At 47.1% G+C, this 21,630-nt stretch carries 22 protein-coding genes; 12 read left to right on the top strand and 10 right to left on the bottom strand.

What is annotated here, in order from left to right:
• Positions 1–197: 197 nt before the first annotated feature.
• Complete coding sequence (locus CIK92_RS05205) at positions 198–1,457, top strand: right-handed parallel beta-helix repeat-containing protein (protein WP_254045999.1); 1,260 nt, start codon at positions 198–200, stop codon at positions 1,455–1,457.
• Positions 1,458–1,459: 2 nt separating this feature from the next.
• On the top strand, positions 1,460–1,942 hold the full coding sequence (gene cdd, locus CIK92_RS05200; RefSeq protein ID WP_094386442.1) for a cytidine deaminase: 483 nt from the start codon (positions 1,460–1,462) through the stop codon (positions 1,940–1,942).
• A 7-nt stretch (positions 1,943–1,949) separates the two neighbouring features.
• Here cdd and CIK92_RS05195 read toward each other — a convergent pair whose 3' ends face one another.
• From CIK92_RS05195 to CIK92_RS05180, 4 genes are read right to left on the bottom strand one after another with little or no spacing between them, the layout of a single operon-like run.
• The gene (locus CIK92_RS05195) at positions 1,950–3,137 is read right to left on the bottom strand and encodes an MFS transporter (RefSeq protein ID WP_094386440.1); all 1,188 of its coding nucleotides are present in this window, start codon (positions 3,135–3,137) and stop codon (positions 1,950–1,952) included.
• Between the two features lie 11 nt (positions 3,138–3,148).
• Complete coding sequence (gene hisB / locus CIK92_RS05190; protein WP_094388388.1) at positions 3,149–4,225, bottom strand: bifunctional histidinol-phosphatase/imidazoleglycerol-phosphate dehydratase HisB; 1,077 nt, start codon at positions 4,223–4,225, stop codon at positions 3,149–3,151.
• On the bottom strand, positions 4,197–5,120 hold the full coding sequence (locus CIK92_RS05185) for a hypothetical protein (protein WP_094388387.1): 924 nt from the start codon (positions 5,118–5,120) through the stop codon (positions 4,197–4,199). The genes hisB and CIK92_RS05185 overlap by 29 nt, the downstream gene beginning before the upstream one ends.
• The gene (locus CIK92_RS05180) at positions 5,110–5,877 is read right to left on the bottom strand and encodes an RNA methyltransferase (protein ID WP_094388386.1); all 768 of its coding nucleotides are present in this window, start codon (positions 5,875–5,877) and stop codon (positions 5,110–5,112) included. The genes CIK92_RS05185 and CIK92_RS05180 overlap by 11 nt, the downstream gene beginning before the upstream one ends.
• Positions 5,878–5,954: 77 nt before the next feature.
• On the opposite strand from CIK92_RS05180, the gene CIK92_RS05175 reads away from it, so the two are divergent.
• Complete coding sequence (locus tag CIK92_RS05175; RefSeq protein ID WP_094388385.1) at positions 5,955–8,156, top strand: BamA/TamA family outer membrane protein; 2,202 nt, start codon at positions 5,955–5,957, stop codon at positions 8,154–8,156.
• Here CIK92_RS05175 and CIK92_RS05170 read toward each other — a convergent pair.
• From CIK92_RS05170 to CIK92_RS05145, 6 genes are all read right to left on the bottom strand, one after another.
• Positions 8,110–8,571: a hypothetical protein gene (locus tag CIK92_RS05170; RefSeq protein WP_094388384.1), complete on the bottom strand. Its 462-nt coding sequence runs from the start codon at positions 8,569–8,571 to the stop codon at positions 8,110–8,112. The genes CIK92_RS05175 and CIK92_RS05170 overlap by 47 nt on opposite strands.
• A 211-nt stretch (positions 8,572–8,782) precedes the next feature.
• Positions 8,783–9,073, bottom strand: coding sequence for a 50S ribosomal protein L27 (gene rpmA, locus CIK92_RS05165; RefSeq protein ID WP_022311013.1), 291 nt, complete (start codon positions 9,071–9,073; stop codon positions 8,783–8,785).
• A gap of 15 nt (positions 9,074–9,088) precedes the next feature.
• Positions 9,089–9,406 carry a 50S ribosomal protein L21 gene (gene rplU / locus CIK92_RS05160; RefSeq protein WP_022311012.1) on the bottom strand — a complete coding sequence of 106 codons (318 nt, stop codon included), beginning with the start codon at positions 9,404–9,406 and terminating at the stop codon, positions 9,089–9,091.
• 164 nt (positions 9,407–9,570) lie between these two features.
• Entirely contained in the window at positions 9,571–11,949 is a 2,379-nt protein-coding gene (locus CIK92_RS05155) for a TonB-dependent receptor (RefSeq protein ID WP_094388383.1), read from the bottom strand.
• A gap of 34 nt (positions 11,950–11,983) precedes the next feature.
• Positions 11,984–12,919: a GNAT family N-acetyltransferase gene (locus CIK92_RS05150; RefSeq protein ID WP_144289338.1), complete on the bottom strand. Its 936-nt coding sequence runs from the start codon at positions 12,917–12,919 to the stop codon at positions 11,984–11,986.
• 159 nt (positions 12,920–13,078) lie between these two features.
• Positions 13,079–13,717: a hypothetical protein gene (locus CIK92_RS05145; RefSeq protein WP_094388381.1), complete on the bottom strand. Its 639-nt coding sequence runs from the start codon at positions 13,715–13,717 to the stop codon at positions 13,079–13,081.
• 388 nt (positions 13,718–14,105) lie between these two features.
• Between CIK92_RS05145 and CIK92_RS05140 the strand changes: the two genes are divergently transcribed.
• The 9 genes from CIK92_RS05140 (at position 14,106) to CIK92_RS05100 (ending at position 21,628) form a co-directional block, all read left to right on the top strand.
• Positions 14,106–14,636 carry a nitroreductase family protein gene (locus tag CIK92_RS05140; protein ID WP_022311008.1) on the top strand — a complete coding sequence of 177 codons (531 nt, stop codon included), beginning with the start codon at positions 14,106–14,108 and terminating at the stop codon, positions 14,634–14,636.
• Positions 14,629–15,147 carry an HAD family hydrolase gene (locus CIK92_RS05135; RefSeq protein WP_094386424.1) on the top strand — a complete coding sequence of 173 codons (519 nt, stop codon included), beginning with the start codon at positions 14,629–14,631 and terminating at the stop codon, positions 15,145–15,147. Before CIK92_RS05140 ends, CIK92_RS05135 begins: the two co-directional genes overlap by 8 nt.
• Before the next feature lie 19 nt (positions 15,148–15,166).
• Positions 15,167–15,736 (top strand): Maf-like protein, encoded by a 570-nt coding sequence (locus tag CIK92_RS05130; protein WP_022311006.1) that lies wholly within the window; start codon positions 15,167–15,169, stop codon positions 15,734–15,736.
• Between the two features lie 228 nt (positions 15,737–15,964).
• Positions 15,965–16,960: a MoxR family ATPase gene (locus CIK92_RS05125; protein WP_022311005.1), complete on the top strand. Its 996-nt coding sequence runs from the start codon at positions 15,965–15,967 to the stop codon at positions 16,958–16,960.
• A complete protein-coding gene (locus CIK92_RS05120) occupies positions 16,960–17,835 on the top strand; it encodes a DUF58 domain-containing protein (RefSeq protein WP_094388380.1) in 876 nt (291 codons plus the stop codon). The genes CIK92_RS05125 and CIK92_RS05120 overlap by 1 nt, the downstream gene beginning before the upstream one ends.
• 24 nt (positions 17,836–17,859) lie before the next feature.
• Positions 17,860–18,933: a hypothetical protein gene (locus tag CIK92_RS05115; protein WP_094388379.1), complete on the top strand. Its 1,074-nt coding sequence runs from the start codon at positions 17,860–17,862 to the stop codon at positions 18,931–18,933.
• A 2-nt stretch (positions 18,934–18,935) separates the two neighbouring features.
• On the top strand, positions 18,936–19,934 hold the full coding sequence (locus tag CIK92_RS05110) for a VWA domain-containing protein (protein ID WP_022311002.1): 999 nt from the start codon (positions 18,936–18,938) through the stop codon (positions 19,932–19,934).
• Entirely contained in the window at positions 19,935–20,957 is a 1,023-nt protein-coding gene (locus CIK92_RS05105) for a VWA domain-containing protein (protein WP_094388378.1), read from the top strand.
• Positions 20,954–21,628 carry a tetratricopeptide repeat protein gene (locus CIK92_RS05100; RefSeq protein WP_022311000.1) on the top strand — a complete coding sequence of 225 codons (675 nt, stop codon included), beginning with the start codon at positions 20,954–20,956 and terminating at the stop codon, positions 21,626–21,628. The genes CIK92_RS05105 and CIK92_RS05100 overlap by 4 nt, the downstream gene beginning before the upstream one ends.
• The last annotated feature ends 2 nt before the right edge of the window (positions 21,629–21,630 follow it).

Here is a 21,630-nt window from a genome sequence, read left to right as displayed (position 1 = left end):
CAGAAGGGCAATAAATCTTGCATCGGGACGTTTTATAGTTAATGAAAAAGCTGTTTATTGTTTGGCTTCATGCGCTATTGGGCATTTTTATAGTATCATGCGATGATGATACTTTTACAATGTCATCCTCGGCAGTCCTTTCTTTTTCTGCCGACACCGTCAATGTTGATACGATTTTCAGTAATACCCCTTCCTCCATGCGCTCATTTTGGGTCTACAATCGCAACGATGCAGGATTGCGTTGTACCTCGGTGCGTCTGGAGCGCGGCAACCAAAGTGGATTCCGTGTCAATGTGCGTGGCGAATATCTTGGTGCCGAGGTCGGTTATCAGACCAACAATATAGAACTCTACAAAGGCGACAGCCTGCGTGTCTTTGTCGAAGTTACGCCCAAGACCCAAAGAGAGCCAGGCCCGCAGTTGATAGAAGACAAACTTACATTTCTTCTTGAAAACGGTGTGAGCCAGACGGTATGTCTCAAGGCATATTCCTGGAACGCCAAGACTTTTGACAAGCTCGATATCACTCGCGATACAACTATTTATGATGCCAATCCGATTCTTATACGGGGAGGAATCCACGTATCCCAAGGAGCTACGTTGCAAATACATGCAGGTACAACCCTCTATTTCAATTCTCAAGCCGGCATAGAGGTTGATGGCACGCTGCGTTCGTTGGGAACCAAGGACGCCCCGGTTGTCCTTCGTGGCTCAAGGCTTGACCGCATGTTCCCCTATCTGCCCTACGATAGAGTTTCGGGTCAGTGGCAGGGCATCAAGTTCAATGCGGAGTCGTATGAAAACGACATCGAGTACACCGATATACATGGCGCCTTCAACGGCATCGTTGCCGATTCGGCCGACATTGACAAGACCAAACTTTCCATCAGACAGTCTACGATACACAATTGCCGTGGCGTAGGATTGTCTTTGAATTACGTCAAGGCAATCGTAGAGAATTGCCAAATCACCAACACCCTTCTGCCTTGTGTCTATGTGAAGGGCGGCGACGTGACCATCAATCATTCTACCATCGCCCAATTCTATCCTTTTGATGGCAATCGCAAACAAGCGTTTACCTTTGAAAGTCCTATTGCACGTCTATTATGTCGCAATAGTATCATCACAGGTTATTCTGATGACGAAATTAATGGTTTAACGGCAGAAGATTGTCATTTCAAATTTGAAACTTGTATAATTCGTACTCCGAAAATAGTAACTAAAGACAGCATTTATTTTATAAACGTGGTCTACGAAGATATTGCCGACACCATACGCTTTGGGAAGAAACACTTCAAGACGATAGACACGCGCAATCTCGTCTATGATTTCTCTCTCGACAGCATCAGTGGGGCTATAGACAAGGCCGACCCTGCCACCTCTCTTCCTATTGACAGACACGGCACCCCGAGAGACCCCAAACCCGACATTGGAGCATTTGAATATAAACAACAATAACTATGAAAGAGTTCAAGATAGAAGTCAACGTAAAGGTTTATCAGTATGATGAACTTTCTGTAGAAGACAAAGAACTTGTGGAACGTGCCAAGGATGCCACTCGTCATTCCTATGCACGTTATAGCCGTTTCTATGTGGGAGCGGCACTGCGACTGGAGGATGGCACCATTCAAATAGGCGCCAATCAGGAGAATGCTGCTTTCCCCTCAGGCTTATGCGCCGAGCGGTCAGCCATATTTGCAGCACAGTCGATGCAGCCCCATCTCGCTATTACTACACTTGCCATCGCAGCCCGCAATGATTCGGGCTTCATCCTTACGCCCATTACTCCTTGCGGGGCTTGCCGCCAGGTGATATTGGAAATGGAAGACCGCTACAACCGACCTATACGCATCCTGCTGTATGGTGAGAATGGCGTATACGAACTGAGCAGTGTCAAGGACTTGCTGCCCTTGTCATTTGTAGATGCCAATATGAAGTTCTGAAACGAAGCTAAAACACATCCTCGTTAAGATTGTGCTTCAAGAAGAAACGTCGTGCTGCTGTGAAGAATAGCAGCACGCCTATGCCATTTACCACTGCAACCATCCAGAAGGCTGCCGTATAATCAAAGAGTTCGGCTATCATACCACCTGCCAAGATGCCTATACCGAAACCGAAATCCCACGAAGTCAATATCGATGAATTGGCTGTCCCTCTCTCATTGTGATGGGCCACATTGATAAACATATTCAGGAAGCCGGGATACATATGGCCGTTGCCCAGACCTATAAGTATGGCTGAGATGTAATAGCCGTACGGGAATGGCATGGCGACAAACAGGGTGTAACCCAACAGGGATAGCAACATGCCATGGGCGGTATTGCGGGTTATATAGCCTTTTCGCAGAGCTTTGGCCCCTTGCAATCGCGACAGGAACAATCCCACCGAGAGGAGCATGAAATAAGTGCCGGTGCCATCCATCACACCGTATTTCTCTTTGCTGTATATGGCAAGATAGTTGCTCAGCACTCCAAAGCAAAAACCGAACAGTGCAATGTTGATGGCCAGCAGCCATGCCCTTGTGAGGAAGAATCGGTCGAGAGACAGTTTTTTGTTGGTTTGGACTGGGCGCCTCGTGCTGTTGGTTTCCAGTGTGGTCAATACTGCCAGTCCGATGAATGCAGTGATTAGGGCTACGCCGAAAAGCCATTTGAAGTCTTGCAGAATGTGATAAATGTACAGTCCGAATGACGGCGCAATAGCCATGGCGAGGTTATTGCTCAATCCGTAATAACCTATACCCTCATTGCGCCTTGACGAAGGCAGTACATCGATGGCACAGGTGGAATTGGCGACAGTGACTGCACCAAACGGCGCACCGTGCAGGGTGCGGACGATGGCGAAAGCCAACAGCGTGCCTGCCCAGAAATATCCTATAAAGCAGGCCGCAAACAGTGAGAAGAATATCAACAGTATGTGTTTGCGGTCGAAACTGTCAACCAGATAACCGCTGAAGGGTCGTATGATGAGCGCCGCGACCGTATAACCAGACAATACCATTCCGATAGTGTCTTTTGAGGCCGCAAAGTACTCATTAAGATATATAGGTAGGAGAGGGGTGAGCACATAAAAGGCAAAGTACAACATGAAGTTGGCAATCATCACCTTTATATAATTGCGGTTCCATAGTCTCTCCATACTGCTTCGATTTACAACATACCCTTAGTGGAAGGCAGTTCGTAATGATAGATGTCTCTACGCACTGCCATCTTGATAGACCTGGCAAAGGCTTTGAAGATGCCTTCTATCTTGTGGTGTTCATTGGTTCCTTCGGCCTTGATGTTGAGGTTCATTTTTGCAGAATCGGACAGGCTTTTGAAGAAGTGCAAGAACATCTCCGTAGGCATATCCCCGATTCTCTCCCTTCTAAATTCGGCATCCCATACCAGCCAGGGTCTGCCTCCAAAGTCGAGGGCCACCTGGCACAGGCAGTCGTCCATAGGCAGACAGTAACCAAAGCGCTCTATGCCTCGCTTGTCGCCGAGCGCTTTCAGGATACATTCGCCTATGACGATAGCTGTGTCCTCTATGGTGTGGTGCTCGTCTACGTTCAGGTCGCCTTTGGCCTTTACCGTCAAATCCACAGTGCCATGCTTGGCAATCTGCTCGAGCATATGGTCAAAGAATCCTATCCCAGTATCGATGTCGCTCTTGCCGCTTCCATCTATGTTCAGACTCACGTAGATAGAGGTCTCGCGGGTATCTCTCTTGATTTCGGCTATACGTTCTCCGCCCAGCAATATCTCAGATATCTTGTCCCACGAAGGGCAGTCGTCGCCCAGGATAAGGGCCTTGCATCCTAAGTTGTGGGCCAATTGTCTGTCGGTATCACGGTCGCCGATGACATAACTGTTAGGGAGGTCGTATTGGGCGTTGTCCATGTATTCCTTGAGCATGCCAGTTCCGGGCTTGCGCATGGGGGAATTGTCATCAGGGAAATGGTTGTCGATATGCTGGGCGTCAAATGTGATGCCCTCGCCAGCCAAAGTGTTGAGGATGAAATTGTGGACAGGCCAGAAGGTATCTTCGGGAAATGAGTCGGTGCCCAAGCCGTCTTGATTACTTACCATTACCAACTTGTAATCAAGATGTTCTTTGATGTATCTTAGGTTCTTGAAGACTCCAGGGACAAACTCCAGCTTTTCGAAGGAGTCAATCTGCTCGTCATCCGGCTCCTTGATAAGCGTGCCGTCTCTGTCAATAAATAAGATTCTCTGTGGTTTCATGTTGGTTTATCTCTTTAGCTTGTCTGTTCTTCTCTGCTTCGTGGACCGTTATCGAACCGCATACGTAGCAAGTTGATAATAATTGCCACAGGGAGATGAAGGTTGTTATAAAACAACATACTATGCTGGTCGTTATGAGCATGAAATAGAAACCGGAAGGGGTTCCGTCCACGTCTCCATTGATTATACCAAGGGTGTTTTGTATGTTGGCAAACAATATGATGGTCAAAGGGGTCATAATGATTGCCGCCAGGACTCCAACGATTAATGTGGTAATCATCGTAGACAAGAACAGGAAGCCCCAATGGCGGATTCCGGTCTTATAGCCTGATTTGAAGACGCTGGCTAAACTTTCTTTTTGTTCCAATATATAATGGGTAAACGCATAAAGCAGCGGCAAAAGCAGGGCTGCAACGATGGCTATGACAGAAATCAACAGAATCAGCGCCAACCCGCTTGTTGCCTGTTCAGACATGTTGAATGTCGTCAACCATTTGTTCACGGTTTCGTAGATGACGCCTGTAAGACAACTCTTTACAGCTAAACTGAACGCGACGAGAACTATGATTGGCGCTATGCAACGCTTAAGGTTGTTCTTGGTCTTTTCTCCATTGACAAAGGCAAATGCCTTTGCCGCAGTCCACAGCCAGCTAACAAATAATAGGATGTACATTGCCACAAGGAAAAGCAAAGAAAGCCAGATGTTGGCGTTGCCAAGGTCATATATTTGCTTGTTTGGCGTGAATGACAAGAGTATTCCCGTAAAGGAAATTGAAACGAGAAGCAAGGGTAACCAGGTGGTAAACAATATGGTTTTCAAATGGCTGAATGCCATTGCGGTCGCTTCCTTCAAACATGCAGAAACGCTTCTGTTAACGTATATACTATCTTTCATAACTTATCCTTCTTTTAAATTCACTGCAAGTAATGGCTGTAGCAATGGCGACATTGAGACTCTCGGCAGTATCTCTTCCATCGGTAAAGTTGGGTATGAACAGACGCTCTGTGATAAGCGACTTGATAGGGTCAGAAATTCCTTTACCCTCATTGCCCATTATGATGATGCCATTGCTGCTAAGTTCTTTGGTATAAATGTCTTCCCCGTCAAGTACTGTTCCATATATAGGCACATCTTCGGGTACACTCTTGAGGAAAGAAAACAAATCAACGTAACTTATAGATATGTGGGCAATACTTCCCATCGTGGCTTGTACAACCTTGGGGTTGAATACGTCAACCGTATCCTTGCTACATACAATTTGGGTTATGCCAAACCAATCTGCGATGCGTATGATTGTACCAAGATTTCCTGGGTCTTGTACTCCGTCGAGTGCAAGTATGATTTCCTTTGCAAATGTCGTTGGCAGTTTTGTTTGTGTTTGCGAAAATACTGCCAATACTTCTTGTGGATGCTGTAAGAAACTCAACTTCCTCAGTTCGTCTCCAGTAACTATGTATTCTTCGCAGTCATCATATTGTTTGGCAATACATGGAGGGTTCCACGCTTCAGTATGAACAAGAATCTTAGGGTCATGTTTGGCAAGCAAATCACCAACAACTTTAGGCCCTTCGGCAACAAACACCTGCTCATTATTACGGTATTTTTTCTGGTCTAATGATTTGATATATTTTATCTTTGCTTTACTGATCATTATTGCGAAAATATTTGTTGCAAAGTTAATAATTATTCTGTTGTTTTTTGTAATTTTGTGGAACTAATTGGAATGTTTTGAAATATATTAATCTATATATAGCTTTTTTTATAGCATTACTGTCGTCATGTAGTGCCTCAAAGTTCATATCCGAAAACGAGTACTTGTTGGATAAGGTAGAGTTGAAGTCAACCGAAAAAGGCTTTGACGCCGCCGTGCTTGGCCCCTACATCAAGCAGAAGGCCAACTCCAAGTGGTTCTCCATATTTAAGATACCATTGGCCACATATTCTTTAGCGGGAAAGGACACCGCCAAATGGATTAACCGTACCCTTCGCAATATTGGTGAAGAACCGGTCATTTATGATGTAAATCAGGCTCACCAGAGCCAGAGTGACCTCTTGGCAGCCATGCATAACATGGGGTATATGCATGCTTCGGTGCAATTGAATACGCGCACGAAGGGAAAGAAAATCACGGCTACATATACCATAACTCCGGGGCAAGCCTATTTCATTGACAATGTACATTATATAATTGACGATGACAGCATTGCCAATTTGCTAAAGATAGAGCAGCCCAATTCCAAATTCCATATAGCCAAAGGTACAAAGTTTAGTGTTGACAAGCTCGACAATATACGTAAGCGTATATCAGACTATCTGCTTAACAGCGGTTTTTACCGTTTCAACAAGGATTTTATTCAGTTCACTGTAGATAGCGCAGCCAACTCTCAGCTCCTTGATGTTACCATGCATCTCTATCCTTATCGTGCATACAACGATGCCCCTGCTGTTTTTCATCCGCGTTATAAGGTTGGACGGATTGACTATCATACAGATAACGCAAACGGATATTTGCGCAGAAAGATTATGCTCAACAATACGGCTTTAGTTCAGAACGATTTCTTCAGCGAACAGAAACTTCAGCGTACTTACAATAATTTTGCCAAACTTGGAGCTGTGCGTTATACGAATATCCAGTTTGAAGAGGTTCCTGACAGCCAAGTCTTGAACACGTTAATCGAGTTGACCATGAACAAGCCATCGTCTGTGTCATTCCAACCGGAAGGTACCAACACGGCCGGAGATTTGGGCGCGGCGGTTTCTCTTACATATACGAACAAGAACCTTTTTCATGGAAGCGAGTTGTTGAGCATTGAGTTGCGTGGAGCTTATGAAGCGATTAAAGGTCTTGAAGGATACAACGACCAGAACTACAAGGAATATGGAATAGAGACGCGTCTGGCATTCCCTCGCTTTGTTGCGCCATTCCTTTCTCATTCTTTTACTCGTAACAGTCAGGCTACTTCTGAGCTTTCTTTAAGTTGGAACTTGCAAAATCGTCCAGAATTTCACCGCCGAGTCTTCTCTGCCGCTTGGCGTTATAGATGGGAGGAGGCGCATCATAATCTGTCTTACCGCTTTGATTTGCTCGACCTCAATTATGTGTCAATGCCGTGGATAAGCGAGACTTTCAAGCGTGATTACTTGGACGACGAGGGCAATCGAAATGCCATTCTCCGTTACAATTACGAAGATCTGTTCGTTATGAAGCTCGGTTTCGGATTGAGTTATAATGATGGCAGTGATGCTGTTCGTGCCAATGTCGAGTCTTCGGGCAATCTGCTCAATTCATTGTCGCATATAGCCAAGTTTAAGACCAACTCCAATGGCCAGAACACGCTGTTTGGAATTGCATATGCCCAATACGCCAAGATGGATGTTGACTATACGCACCTTTTTAAGTTTGATGAGCACAACACTTTGGCTGCTCACATTGGATTGGGCATAGCTTATCCTTATGGAAACAGTAAGATTCTGCCCTTTGAGAAGCGGTATTTTTCGGGCGGAGCCAACTCTGTAAGAGGTTGGACTGTCCGTGGCTTGGGCCCAGGTAAGTTTAAGGGAAAAGATGGACGCATTGATTTCATCAACCAAACGGGTGATATGAAACTTGATTTCAATCTGGAGTATCGCACGCACATGTTCTGGAAGCTGGATGGCGCTGTATTTGTTGATGCAGGTAACATCTGGACATTGAAAGAATACGCCGACCAGCCCGGAGGCAAGTTTGCCTTCAACGAGTTCTACAAACAGATAGCGGTGGCCTATGGTGTGGGCTTGCGCCTAAATTTCGACTATTTTATCTTGCGTATGGATATGGGCATGAAGGCCATTAACCCTGCCTATGAGTCCAAGGCAGAGCATTATGCATTGGTTCATCCCAATTTTAGTCGTGATTTTGCTTTTCATTTCGCGGTAGGGCTTCCATTCTGATTAGCCATGCACGCTTATCTTTTACCAATGTCCATTCGTAGATGCCTTCTTCACATTCTGCCGGAGGCTCTCCGAATCCGCGAGCTTCCATATAGTTGCTTACCCGCTGCTTCACGCGAGCCTGCTGCTCGTCTGGGCTATAATCTATTGAGATTATTTCCGTAGTAAGTTGGCTTTCCTTTGCCTTGAGTTGTTCTACATCACCTTCTCTGACTTGACTTGCTGCGAATTCCAGCCACTTTATCGATGGGGGAGTACAATACGCCGCCGCTTTGTCATATTGCCAGTTAAAGTAATATGTCGCAAACGAATCAACTCTTTCACTGATGCATTCATCTTCACTGACCGTTGTATGACAAGAGGCAATGAGTGACGTTACACCTATTATTATAAAGGGGACTATGATTTTCTTCATCTTTGTTTAAGCGGACTTAATAACAAATATTCATGATAATGTACTTTTAGCAGCCATGATGCTGTCTGTATGCAAAGTTAATCAAAGCGTGCCCGATAACAAAATAAATCTTATAATTTCTTCTGCGCGATGCGTTTATATATACGAGAAGAAGCCAATTCCGTATGGAACTGGCTTCTGTATTGTTTGTTTGGAATAAGTTGTTGTTTATTTAAGCTTCAGCTTTCTTAGTCTTCTCAGCGTAAACTTCGGGAGAGAGAACTGATACTGTGCTCTTGTTGCGTGAGCCCTTGTGGAAGTAAACCACACCGTCGGTCAATGCGTAAAGAGTATCATCCTTGCCCTGTGCTACATTCTCGCCTGGGAAGTGCTTGTTACCACGCTGACGAACGATGATGTTACCAGCGATGATTTTCTGACCACCCCAGATTTTAACGCCTAATCTTTGTGAAGCTGATTCACGGCCGTTCTTAGAACTACCAACACCTTTTTTATGTGCCATTCTGAAATCCTCCTTTTAAGCGACTACTTGTTTAACTTCTACCTGTGTGAACTGGGCGCGGTGACCATTCTTCTTACGATAGTCCTTGCGACGCTTCATCTTGAAAACGATGACCTTGTCACCCTTAACAAGAGGATTCACAACCTCTACTACTACTTTGGCACCTTCAACAGTAGGTGCACCGACTGTGACAGCTCCGTCTTTGTCGACGAGGAGCACTTTGTCAAATTCAACGGTCTTACCAGCCTCGGCATCCTTGATACGGTGAACGAAGAGCTTCTGGCCTTCCTCTACCTTGAACTGCTGACCGTTAATTTCTACAATTGCGTACATTTGTTATAAAATATAAGTTTTTCCGACAGGCGCCTGATGGTGTTTCAGAACTTGTTCGAGCCCGTACGGACTAAATCGGCTGCAAAATTACTAATTTTTATGGACATAGGCGCTTGTGCCAACTGTTTATTTCTCCGATATTAAGCATATTTAACGTATTGCAGTTAGAATTCAAAGAGCACGCGGGCGTTGAGCATACGGCCGGTGAGATAGTTGGGGACAGCGTATTGCTGATTGGTGACGTCGGTAATCCAATAATAGCTGTTTACATTGTTGATGCCGAGCAAGTTGAGACAGTCTACGCCAAGCCAGACATTCCTGAACGGCATATTCTTCCTCTTTGCTTCATTCTCAAACAATCGATAGCTCATTCCAATATCTGCGCGTTTGTATGCAGGGGCTCTGAAAGAGTTGCGCTCGGTTTCTCTGTGAGGCGCCGAGAATGGCAGACCGTCGGCAAAGGCAAGGCGAAGAGCCATCTTCCATCTGTCGGTTCCGGGGAAGTAATCTGTAAAGAACAGGTTCATGGCCCACCGCTGGTCTGTGGGCAACGGCATGGAGTGGCCGTTCAGCTTCATTTGGGTTTTCATCAAGGATAGTGATATCCAAGAGTCTGTTCCTGGTACAAATTCACCATACAGCTTCATGTCCAGTCCAGCTGCATAACCGCTGCAGATGTTGTCACCATAATATACCACCTTTACATTATTAATAGAGTAGGGTATCAGGTTCTGCAGTATCTTGTAATATGCTTCGGCTGTAAATCGGAAAGGGCGGTTCATGCTTCTGAAGCGATAGTCATAACCCGCAACGAAGTGTATCGATCGTTGGCTTTTTATCTTTTCGTTCAGCCGTGCCACGGTTACATGGTTGACGGTAGTAGTATCACGAAGCTCTTTGAAGAAGGGCGCTTGGTAGTAGATGCCGGTTGCGATGCGCAGTGTGGTGTTTGGCGACCAAGCCGGAATGATGCCCAATGAGATGCGGGGCGACAAGATTGTTTCCTTGTTGAAGTTCCAGTGGCTCATACGCAGTCCGTAGTTGAGCGTATAGAGGGTAGTGGCGCTGTCCGTACCCGATGTAAATCGCCACGTATCCTGTATATATGACTCTATGCGAGAAGCATCCAGCTGGTTTCGGGTGCGCATGGAGTATATCATATACAGGTCCTCGCCGGTATTGGGTACGTTGTAACCAGCCGAATCACGCATCTCATATTCTATGGAGTTCTCTTTGATGTGTTCCCTTTTGAGTGTCAATGCGGCCTCGATGTCGTGCTTCTTGATTTTGCTTGTCAGCATCAGCTTCAGACTTTGCACGCGGGCTTCGAGATAGTTGCGGGCGCTCTCGAAATACGTTCCGACAGCCATATTCTCATTGGTCTCGGTCTGGGTGAGCCAGTATTGGCCCTGTATGTCGTAGGTCTCACGCTCTTTGGTCGAGAATGCCGACGCAATGAGTGACAACCGCGTCTTGCTGTTAAGGTTTCGATTGATTGCTAACGAACCAAAATAGGTGCGGAAGAGGTCTTTCTCCTGCCCGTCAAAATAGACCTTGAAATTCATTACGTTCTGCATCGTGCCGAAGGCCGTGTTGCGGTCTTTGGGATAGAAGTTGTAGTGACTTTCCGAGATGTTACCGATGAAATCAATCTGCCAACGCTTGTCGGGAGTATAGCTCAGATAGGTCTGATAGTCCAGGAAGTTAGGCTTGTACTCTCCGTTTTCCTGCAGCGACCCCAAAAGATATTTATTGGTTTTGTATCTCACGCCATTGGCCCACGCTATCTTCTTGTTGGCCAAGCCCACATAGGCGCTTGCGCCCAACAGGCTTGCCGAAGCATTGGCTTCAAACCGCTGTGGCCGTTTATAGGTGATGTCGAGAGCCGATGACATCTTGTCGCCATACTTTGCCTCAAATCCTCCAGTCGAGAACCCAATCTTCGCCACCATGTCTGGATTGATTACCGATAAGCCCTCCTGTTGTCCAGACCTCACAAGGAATGGGCGGAAGACCTCTACATTATTAATATATACGCTGTTCTCGTCAAAAGAGCCTCCTCTTACGTTGTATTGAGAGCTCAGTTCGCTATGGGTTGATACTCCCGCCTGACTTTGTATGAGCTCTTCCACTGCATTGCCACCCACCGAGGGCGACATCTTCATGTCCTTGGTCTTCAGTTCCTGAGTCTGGCCGGTCTGTATCTTTTCTCCTTTCACTTCGACTTCGCCGAGCGTGTTGACGTCGGCATACATGACCACGTGGAGGTTCTGTCTGCCACGAGGGTTGCGCAGTACGCGGGTCTTGGCACGATAACCCAGCATCGAGAAGCGTATGACCACCGAGTCGGCAGAGTGGAGGGTGAGGGTGAATGAACCCTTGGCAGACGTGAGAGCCACCTTGCCTTGGCGGGCACAGGTTACAGACGCAAACTCGATGGGATTGTCCTTGTCGTCGGTAACCCGTCCTTGCAATACAAAGCTCTGACTATATGTAGAGAGGCATACTGAAGCCAGCAAAGCCAATAATACGAATTGTTTCATAACCATATAACGCAAGATAGGGCCGATTATTGTGTCAGCCCACTATCCACTTGCAAATAATCGTATTGACAAGCGGAACATTCAGGTGGTACCATCTGTACTTGTTGGTTGAAACCGCACCGAAATTTAGCATCATCTTCGTCAGTGTGTTGTGCATGGAGGGCTGACCGGCGTCGACGATGAAGAATTTGCCGCAGTCCCGACGATAGGCCTCTTCGATGGCATGCCATACAGAGATGTGGAATGAATGATTCTTGGGAACCAATTTTTTGTTCGTCACGGCATAACAGCCATACGCATTGCCATTGGCGAAGAGGCATACGCATCCGGCAACCACTTTGTTGCCGTTGGTCGTGACATAGATTTTGATTTGTGGATTGTGATGATACTCAAGGATAAGTTCCTTGTTGGGCAGAAAACTTTGAAGCACGTAGCGGTAGGACCTCTTGAGGAGTTTGCAGAACTCCTTGACCTCTGCGTCGCTGGTCGCTTCGCGCGTCTGCAGACCCATTTCCGAGACTTCTTTGAGGTATCTGCTGCTTTTCAGACTCAATCTGTCTGTCGGGTTTGCCTCCTTCAGGTCCAGGTGAGTCTCCATCCAGCCGGTGGGGAAGTAACCGCAGGCTCTCAGATGTTGGTAACCATACATCTTATAGGGTATGTTGGAGAACTCGATGTATAGACACAACTTCATTTTCAATATCCTTGTCAGTCGTCCGAGCAACATTCCGAATATCTCCTGGGGATTGGCATTGTCGGTATAGTCGCCTGTGCCGAAGACGCGGGCTTGCTTGTACAGATAGAGCGGAAACAGGCTCTTGCGCCAACGGGTCACAGCCAGCAGCTGACCCACTACTTGTCCGTTTTCATCTTCGGCTATGGCCATATAAGGGGTATGGCCTGGTGCCTGTTCATACATTCTGAACAGTACAAGGCTGTGCTGGAACTGCCAGCTTGTCGATTGCGGCATATCTGTGCCTCTTGATATGATGCGCGTTCGTATTTGGTGCATTTGGCAAATATACAAATTACATTTGTAACTGCCAAAACAAATGCAGATTTTATACCTGCCGGAGCATATTGCCCCTTGCGAGTATAAAATCTGCCATCTGTCAAGGCCTGTGATTATCTACAGCTGTTCGCGGCTTAGCACATAGACGAGCGCACTTGCTCTGCCGTCTCTCCTGATAGGCGATTGTGGCGTCCGCGAGATTTCCTGCAACTCGCGCGAAGCTGCGCAGTGCGACTGCCGGGTTAGACGAGCATAATCACCGACGCGCATGAAGGGATGGGCTCCATCGCCCAGATAGCCGACGGCAAGGCCGATACGCTCTTCCTTGCTGTAGGGCGACTTGCGCAGCCGGTGCTCTTTGTCGCGTACCAAGGTGCATTGTGAGGAAATCGTGCGGACCAGCTGTGAGGCTGCCCTGTAGATTATGCCCGTCACCTTCAAACTTCTGGCGTTGGTTTCCTTTCCCGTGTCCGTACCAGTCAGGTCTTTGGGCATCGTCATGCCGACAGACGCCCTGAAAGTCCCGATGCCGTCGATTGTCACCGAATTGCCAGAAGCCATTTCCAGCGCCATCTGCTTGCCGATGGCTGCGATTACCTGTACCACCTGTCCCTTGTCAAGGCCCGAACCAGGATAGGTGAGGCGTCTTACCAGTTCGTCAAAGTCAATGTTCTCGTTGACCTTCATGCGGTAATAGAATTTCTTTTCGCCCGTGTTTCTGAGGTCGGGCATCTCCTGTTTGAAATACTTTGCCATAGTTAGATGCAATAAGTCAGTAAATAGTTTGATGTGTAATTCATGGTGCAAATGTAAGCATAATTTTCTGTTACCACCAAATCCAAAGTTAGTCTAAGGCGCGATTTAACAGATGCCAACCATCGTTTAATTATTTCACACTTCGCCATCGCCGTTTCGTAGTCTGCAATCAGTTTTTGCCTGGTCTGCAATCAGTTTTTGCTTAGACTGCGGCATGTATGGCTGCATTGTCTATTTACTCATTACGACCACCGGAAACCGGTCAATTATCGTGAAAGTGAGGAAAAATGTCGGAAATTATTTTGAATTCTTCTTCGCTATCACTAACTTTGTATCAGATAATAACGACGGCGGATAGCACCGTTGTCACATTAATCAGTAAAGACGTATGGATTTCAAAGATTTAGTAGCACATCGACGCAGTCATCGCCGTTTCAGTGATGAAGAGATTGCCCCCGAGGCTCTGCAGCTCATACTGCGGTCGGCGCTTATGTCGCCGACATCCAAGAGTAGCCGCAAATGGCATTTCGTAGTGGTAGATGACAAGGTGGCGCTCGAGAAGATGGCCGACGCCAAAGAGGCTGGAGCCGCTTTTCTCAAGGGTGCGCCCTTGGCCATCGTGGTTTGCGCTCCCCCCGACGAGGATGAATGTTGGATAGAAGACGCGTCCATCGCTGCGGTTACCATACAGTATCAGGCTGCCGACCTGGGCTTGGGTTCCTGCTGGGCGCAGATGCACGGCCGCGGTCTCTCCGACGGTACCACCGCCGACGAGGTCATTCACGGCATCCTGGGACTCGATGATGCCTACAAGGTATTGTGTGTCATCGCTATAGGTCATTGTACCGATGAGCGCAAGCCTCAGAATGAAGATGCGCTGAAATGGGAAAATGTTACAATATACAACGGGAATGATTAATTACGATTTAACCAAGGTCAAGGCCATCATCTTCGATGTAGATGGCGTGCTTTCGGCCGAAACAATAGGCATGGATGACGAGGGCCAGCCTCTGCGCACGGTCAACATCAAGGATGGCTATGCCATACAGCTTGCCTGCAAGATGGGGCTGCATATAGCCATCATGACTGGTGGCCGTTCGGAAGCTATTGTCAAACGATACACCTACCTCGGGGTAGGCGATGTCTACATCAACTGCTCTATGAAGATGGAGACCTATCAGGAGTTCAAGGCAAAGAACAATCTGGATGACAGCGAGGTTATCTATGTGGGCGACGACATCCCCGACTATCAGGTGATGCGTCGCTGCGGTTGTCCGTGTTGCCCCGCCGACGCCTGTTCCGATATCCAGGAAATCAGCACCTATGTCAGCCGCTGCAAGGGTGGTTACGGCGTAGGCCGCGACATCATCGAGCAGGTGCTCATGGCTCAGGGAAAATGGTTGAGCGACAGCAAGGCTTTCGGTTGGTAATCGTATTAATATCAAGACGATGATAGATACTCCTTATCATATAATCCTTGCCTCCAACTCTCCCCGCAGGAAAGAACTTCTGGGCGGATTGGACTTGGAATACGAAGTGCGCGTGGTTCCCGGTATCGAGGAAAACTATCCCGACGGACTTACCCCCGAGCAGATACCCCAATATCTGGCTTGCCAGAAGGCTCAAGCCTATACGCTGAGTGCCGGAGAGATGCTGATAACAGCCGATACCGTTGTGGTGTTAGGCAGAGAGGTGCTGGGCAAGCCTGCCGATGAAGCCGAGGCCAAAGCAATGCTGGCCAAACTGAGCGGCAAGACACATGCCGTGGTCACCGGCGTGGCTCTTACCACCCTGACCAAACAGCACGCCTTCCACGTGGTGACAGAGGTAACCTTCAAGCAGTTTACCCAGCAGGAAATCGATTACTATGTGACTACCTATCGCCCCCTGGACAAGGCCGGTGCCTATGGCATCCAAGAGTGGATAGGTTTCATAGGTGTCACTGCGCTCAAAGGCAGTTTCTTCAATGTGATGGGGCTGCCAGTACAACGCATATACGAAGAGATATTCAAGTTCTGAGTATCCCCCATGAAGTAAGGACAAATCCCGTTTTGGCATGTCGCGATGCAGCCAGCCTAAACGGGATTTCCCTTGTGCTGTGGCTATCTGCGGCGCTTGCAACATGCAATTTTTCTTAAAATAAAGTGATATTTCTCCTTTTTTAATATAATTTAGAACCTATCTTTCGGCTCTATGTTTGTTTTGTAGTACTTTTGCACCAAAATCAATATAAAAGCAAAAAAGATTATGGCAGAAGCTATCGATATCCGCGAACTCAATGTGCGGATAGAACAACAAAGTACCTTTGTCACCAATCTGACAACAGGTATGGATCGCGTAATAGTAGGACAAAAACATCTGGTTGACTCGCTTCTTATTTCCCTCTTGAGCGATGGTCATATATTGTTGGAAGGCGTACCCGGCCTGGCAAAGACTCTGGCGATAAAGACCCTGTCACAGTTGATAGACGCCAAATATAGCAGAATACAGTTTACTCCCGACTTGTTGCCTGCCGACGTTGTAGGAACAATGATTTATAGTCAGAAAGAGGAAGCCTTCCAGGTCAAGAAGGGCCCTGTATTTGCCAATTTTGTACTTGCCGATGAGATAAACCGAGCTCCCGCCAAGGTGCAAAGCGCTCTGCTCGAGGCCATGCAGGAACACCAGGTGACTATTGGTGACAATACGTTCAAGCTGCCTACTCCCTTCCTGGTTATGGCTACCCAGAACCCCATTGAACAGGAAGGCACCTACCAGCTTCCCGAAGCCCAGGTAGACCGTTTCATGCTCAAGGTCATCATAGACTATCCCACACTGGAAGAGGAGAAGAAGATTATGCGTGAAAACCTTGTGGGCGGTCTTCCACAGGTAATGCCTGTGACAACCGCCGAAGAGATAATGCGTGCGCGTGAGGTGGTAAGCCAGGTTTATATCGATGAAAAGATAGAGCAGTACATCGCCGACATCGTATTTGCCACACGTTATCCCGACCGTTATAATCTCAAGGAGCTCAGCGACCTGATTACCTTCGGTGGCAGCCCCCGTGCCAGCATCAATCTGGCCAAGGCCGCCCGTGCCTATGCCTTCATCAAGCATCGCGGTTATGTGGTGCCCGAGGATGTGCGTGCCGTCGCTCACGACGTTTTGCGCCATCGCGTAGGATTGAGCTATGAGGCAGAGGCCAACAATGTCACTGCCGAAGAAATCGTATCCAAGATTATCAATAAAGTTGAAGTTCCTTGATGGAAACATCTGAAATCTTAAAGAAGGTCAGGAAGATAGAGATAAAGACTCGTGGATTGAGTCAGAACATCTTCGCCGGACAGTATCACTCAGCCTTCAAAGGAAGAGGTATGGCCTTTTCCGAGGTTCGTGAATACCAGTATGGCGACGACGTGAGAGATATCGATTGGAATGTAACCGCCCGTTTCCACCGTCCTTATGTCAAGGTGTTTGAAGAAGAGCGCGAACTTACGGTGATGCTCCTTGTCGACGTCTCGGGTTCGCTCGACTTCGGTACGTCGCGTCAGCTGAAGCGCGAGATGGTTGCCGAGATTGCTGCCACGCTGGCTTTCAGCGCCATACAGAACAATGACAAGATTGGCGTGATACTCTTTTCTGACCGGATTGAGAAATATATCCCGCCAAAGAAGGGCCGCAAGCACATCCTCTATGTTATCCGTGAGATGCTCAACTTCAAGCCCGAGAGCAAGCGTACGGACATCGGCATGGCTATCGAGTTTCTCACCCGTGTGGCCAAGCGTCGCTGTACGGCTTTTGTCTTAAGCGACTTCTATACACGCAACGACTTTGAAAAGCAGTTGCAGATAGCCAGCCAGAAACACGACATCGCCTCGATACAGGTCTATGACCCGCGTGCCAAAGAGCTACCCGATGTAGGATTGCTCAAGGTGTGTGATGCCGAAACCGGCCACGAGACTTATATCGACACTTCGAGCAAGAAGCTGCGCCAGGCTCATGCCAATTATTGGCGCCAGCGGGAGAGTGTGCTCAGGCAGACTTTCGTCAAATGTAATGTCGACTGGGTGTCGGTGGCTACAAATGAAGACTATGTGCGCAGTCTGATGTTGCTCTTCGCCCAGCGTGGACATAGTTAAGTATGAATAGAGAATAAGTAGTTTATGTATTTTAGATATTTGCTTTTATCAATGTGTTGTCTGCTGCTGGGCGTAAAGTCGTCAGCACAGGTAAGCGTTGAAGCCAAAATCGACTCCATAAGCATTCTTGTGGGTGAGCAGACCAACCTGGAGGTTGCCGTCACAGCCCGCAAAGGAGCAAAAATAGTATGGCCCAACATCAAACCGTCGCACTATCTTGTTCCCGGTGTCGAAATCATTGATGTGGCCGATGGCGACACGTCGGAAGTGGACAACAACGTAAGGATAAGTAAAAGAATTACATTGACATCTTTCGACGAGAAACTCTATCCTATACCCGGCATGAAGGTAAAGGTGGATGGAAAGCCCTATGAGGCCAACCAGTTGGCACTGAAGGTAATGACCATCGATGTCGACACGCTTCATCCCAATCAGTTCTATCCTCCCAAGACCGTGCAGAACAATCCGTTCTTGTGGAGTGAATGGAGCGGTCTGTTCTGGATGAGCGTATTGGTACTGGCACTGATGGGTGGCATCTTCTACCTGTATATCCGTCTGCGTGAAAACAAGCCAATCATTGCCAAGATACGTATTGTCAAGAAGGTGCTTCCTCACCAGCGCGCCCTCTCTGCCATGGAGAAAATCAAGGCAGAACATCTGGAACGTTCGGACGACCAGAAGACTTACTACACGCAACTCACTGATGCTCTGAGACAATATATCAATGAGCGTTTTGGTTTCAACGCCATGGAGATGACTTCCTCGGAGATTATCGAGCGTTTGCGGCAGAATGGCGACAAAAAGATGATAGGTGAACTCAAAGAGCTGTTTGAGACAGCCGACCTCGTGAAGTTTGCCAAGTACTCTACGCTCATCAACGAAAACGACCTGAACCTGGTCAACGCCATCAACTTCATCGACCAGACCAAGTTGGAGAACGTGCCTACCGAAGAGAGGGTAGTGCCTCAACTGAGTCAGGAAGACAAACGAACAAAGAATACACGACGCGCCATAAAATGGGTGATAGCCCTATCCTCTGCATTGGTGATAGTGCTGTTGGCTTACATCATTTATAGTGCCATTCAACTAATCAGTTAAATATGGAATTTGCCAATAAAGAGTATTTCTTTCTGCTTCTCTTGCTGATACCTTATGTGCTTTGGTATTTTCTGTATCGCAAGAAGAATGAGCCCACAATACGAATGAGTGATACATTCGCATACCAATATGCTCCCAAAAGCTGGCGTATAAGGATTATCAACCTGCCGATGCTGTTGAGATGTATCACCTTTGTTCTGATAGTAATCATTCTGGCTCGGCCACAGACCCACAATGCGTGGGATAAAAAAGAGGTCGAAGGCATCGACATCATGCTCGTTATGGACGTGTCGACCTCAATGTTGGCTGAAGATCTGCGCCCTAATCGTATAGAAGCCGCCAAGAATGTTGCCGCCGAATTTATCAATGGGCGTCCTAATGACAATATCGGCTTGACGATATTTGCAGGCGAGGCATTTACCCAGTGTCCGATGACAACCGACCATACATCGCTGCTCAACATGCTTCAAACCGTACGCACGGACATCGCGGCAAGAGGCTTGATACAGGATGGAACAGCTGTAGGAATGGGTTTGGCAAGCGCGGTGGCACGACTGAAGGACTCAAAGGCCAAAAGCAAAGTGGTAATCCTGCTCACGGACGGTTCGAACAACATGGGAGACCTCTCGCCTATGACCTCGGCACAGATAGCCAAAAGCATGGGCATCCGCGTATATACCATCGGAGTGGGTACCAACAAGGTGGCACGTTATCCGGCGATAGTTGCTGGCGGCGTGCAGTATGTCAACATACCTGTAGAGATAGACACCAAGACGCTAAGTGATATAGCTGCCACAACGGATGGCAATTTCTATCGAGCAACCAACAATGCTGAGTTGAAGAACATCTACAAGGATATCGACAAGTTGGAGAAGACAAAGATGAACGTAAAGAAATTCTCTAAGAGATATGAGGCTTATCAGCCATTTGCCATTGCGGCCATCCTCTGTCTGCTTTTGGAAATATTATTAAGAACAACGGTATTAAGAAGAATTCCCTAAATTATGAGATTCGAAGATTCTATATATTTATGGTTACTGTGGGTGGTGCCGATACTTGCCTTCATCAGATTGGTAGTATGCCGCCAGCGGCATAACAAGTTCAAGAAATTTGGCGACCCCCAACTCTTGAAGTTGCTTATGCCTGATGCTTCTCCGTATAGACCTACGGTAAAATTCTGGCTTTGTCTTGCCGCATTGTCATTGCTGATTATTGTCCTCGCGCGCCCGCAGATGGGTTCTAAGGTGTCGCAAGAAAAGCGAAACGGCATAGAGTTGATTATTGCAATGGATATCTCAAATTCGATGAAGGCACAGGATGTGGTTCCCTCGCGTCTGGACAAAGCCAAGTTCATGGTAGAAAGCCTGGTCGACAATTTCAATAACGACAAGGTGGGACTCGTGGTCTTCGCCGGCGATGCTTTTGTGCAGCTCCCGATAACCAGTGACTATGTATCAGCCAAGATGTTCCTGCAAAATATCAGTCCGTCGCTTATCAATACCCAAGGCACCGACATCGCTAAAGCCATTGACATATCCATGCACAGCTTTACGCAACAGGAGAAGGTGGGCAAGGCTATAATCCTCATCACCGATGGTGAAGACCATGAAGGTGGCGCGTTGGAAGCAGCCAAAGCCGCAAAGAAGAAGGGTATCAATGTGTTTATCTTGGGCGTTGGTAGCGAAAAAGGTGCTCCAATTCCCAATGACGATGGTGGATACTTGACAGACAATACGGGGCAGACGGTTATGTCTGTTCTCAATGAAAAGATGTGTCGTGATATCGCTCAGGCAGGAAGTGGCATGTACATCCATGTAGACAATACAAGTGATGCGCAGGACCAACTGAACAACGAACTTGAAAAGTTGCAGAAGGGAGACTCTGACAGCGTGATTTACAGCGAATACAACGAGCAGTTTCAAGCATTTGCAATCTTGGCAATGCTTCTTCTTATCATAGAAGCGTGTCTCCTGGAGGTGCGCAATCCCTTATTCAAGAATATCAAATTGTTTAAAAAGAAATGAGATTACGGTATATTTTCTTGATATCTATATTGCTTACTATCAGCGCTCATCTGTCAGCCCAGAATGACAGACAATTGGTGCGCATAGGTAACAGGTTCTTCTATGAACAGAATTACGCAAAAGCAGAAATTGAATATCGTAAGGCTATAGCCAGTAATGGCGGAAATACTCAGGCCATATACAACTTGGGGTGTGCTTTGCAAGCACAAAAGAAAGACTCTGCAGCGATAAAACAATATGAACTTGCAGGTAAAATCGAAACCAACAAGATAAGAAAGTCAAAGTCCTATCACAATATAGGCGTCATTTGCCAGTCTCACCAAATGTACAAGGAAGCCATCGAAGCCTATAAGGAAAGTCTGAGAAACAATCCTGCTGATAATGAGACTCGTTACAATTATGTATTGTGTAAGCGGTTGCAGAAAAATCAGAAGAATCAAAACGACAAGCAACAAAACAAAGACGACAATAAGGACAAAAAGAACAAGGACAAGAAACAAGAGAACAAGGATAATCAGCAGCAGAAGCAGCAGCAGAGTAATGAGCAAATGAGCAAAGACAATGCCGAGCAACTGCTTAATGCAGCTATCCAGGAAGAGAAGGCTACGCAGCAGAGACTGAAGAAATCGATGCAGAAGCCACAAAAGCGAAACTTGGACAAGAATTGGTGATT

Origin of the sequence: Prevotella sp. P4-67 (assembly GCF_002251325.1) — a bacterium.
Classification (GTDB): domain Bacteria; phylum Bacteroidota; class Bacteroidia; order Bacteroidales; family Bacteroidaceae; genus Prevotella.
This window is presented reverse-complemented; position numbering and strand designations above follow the sequence as displayed.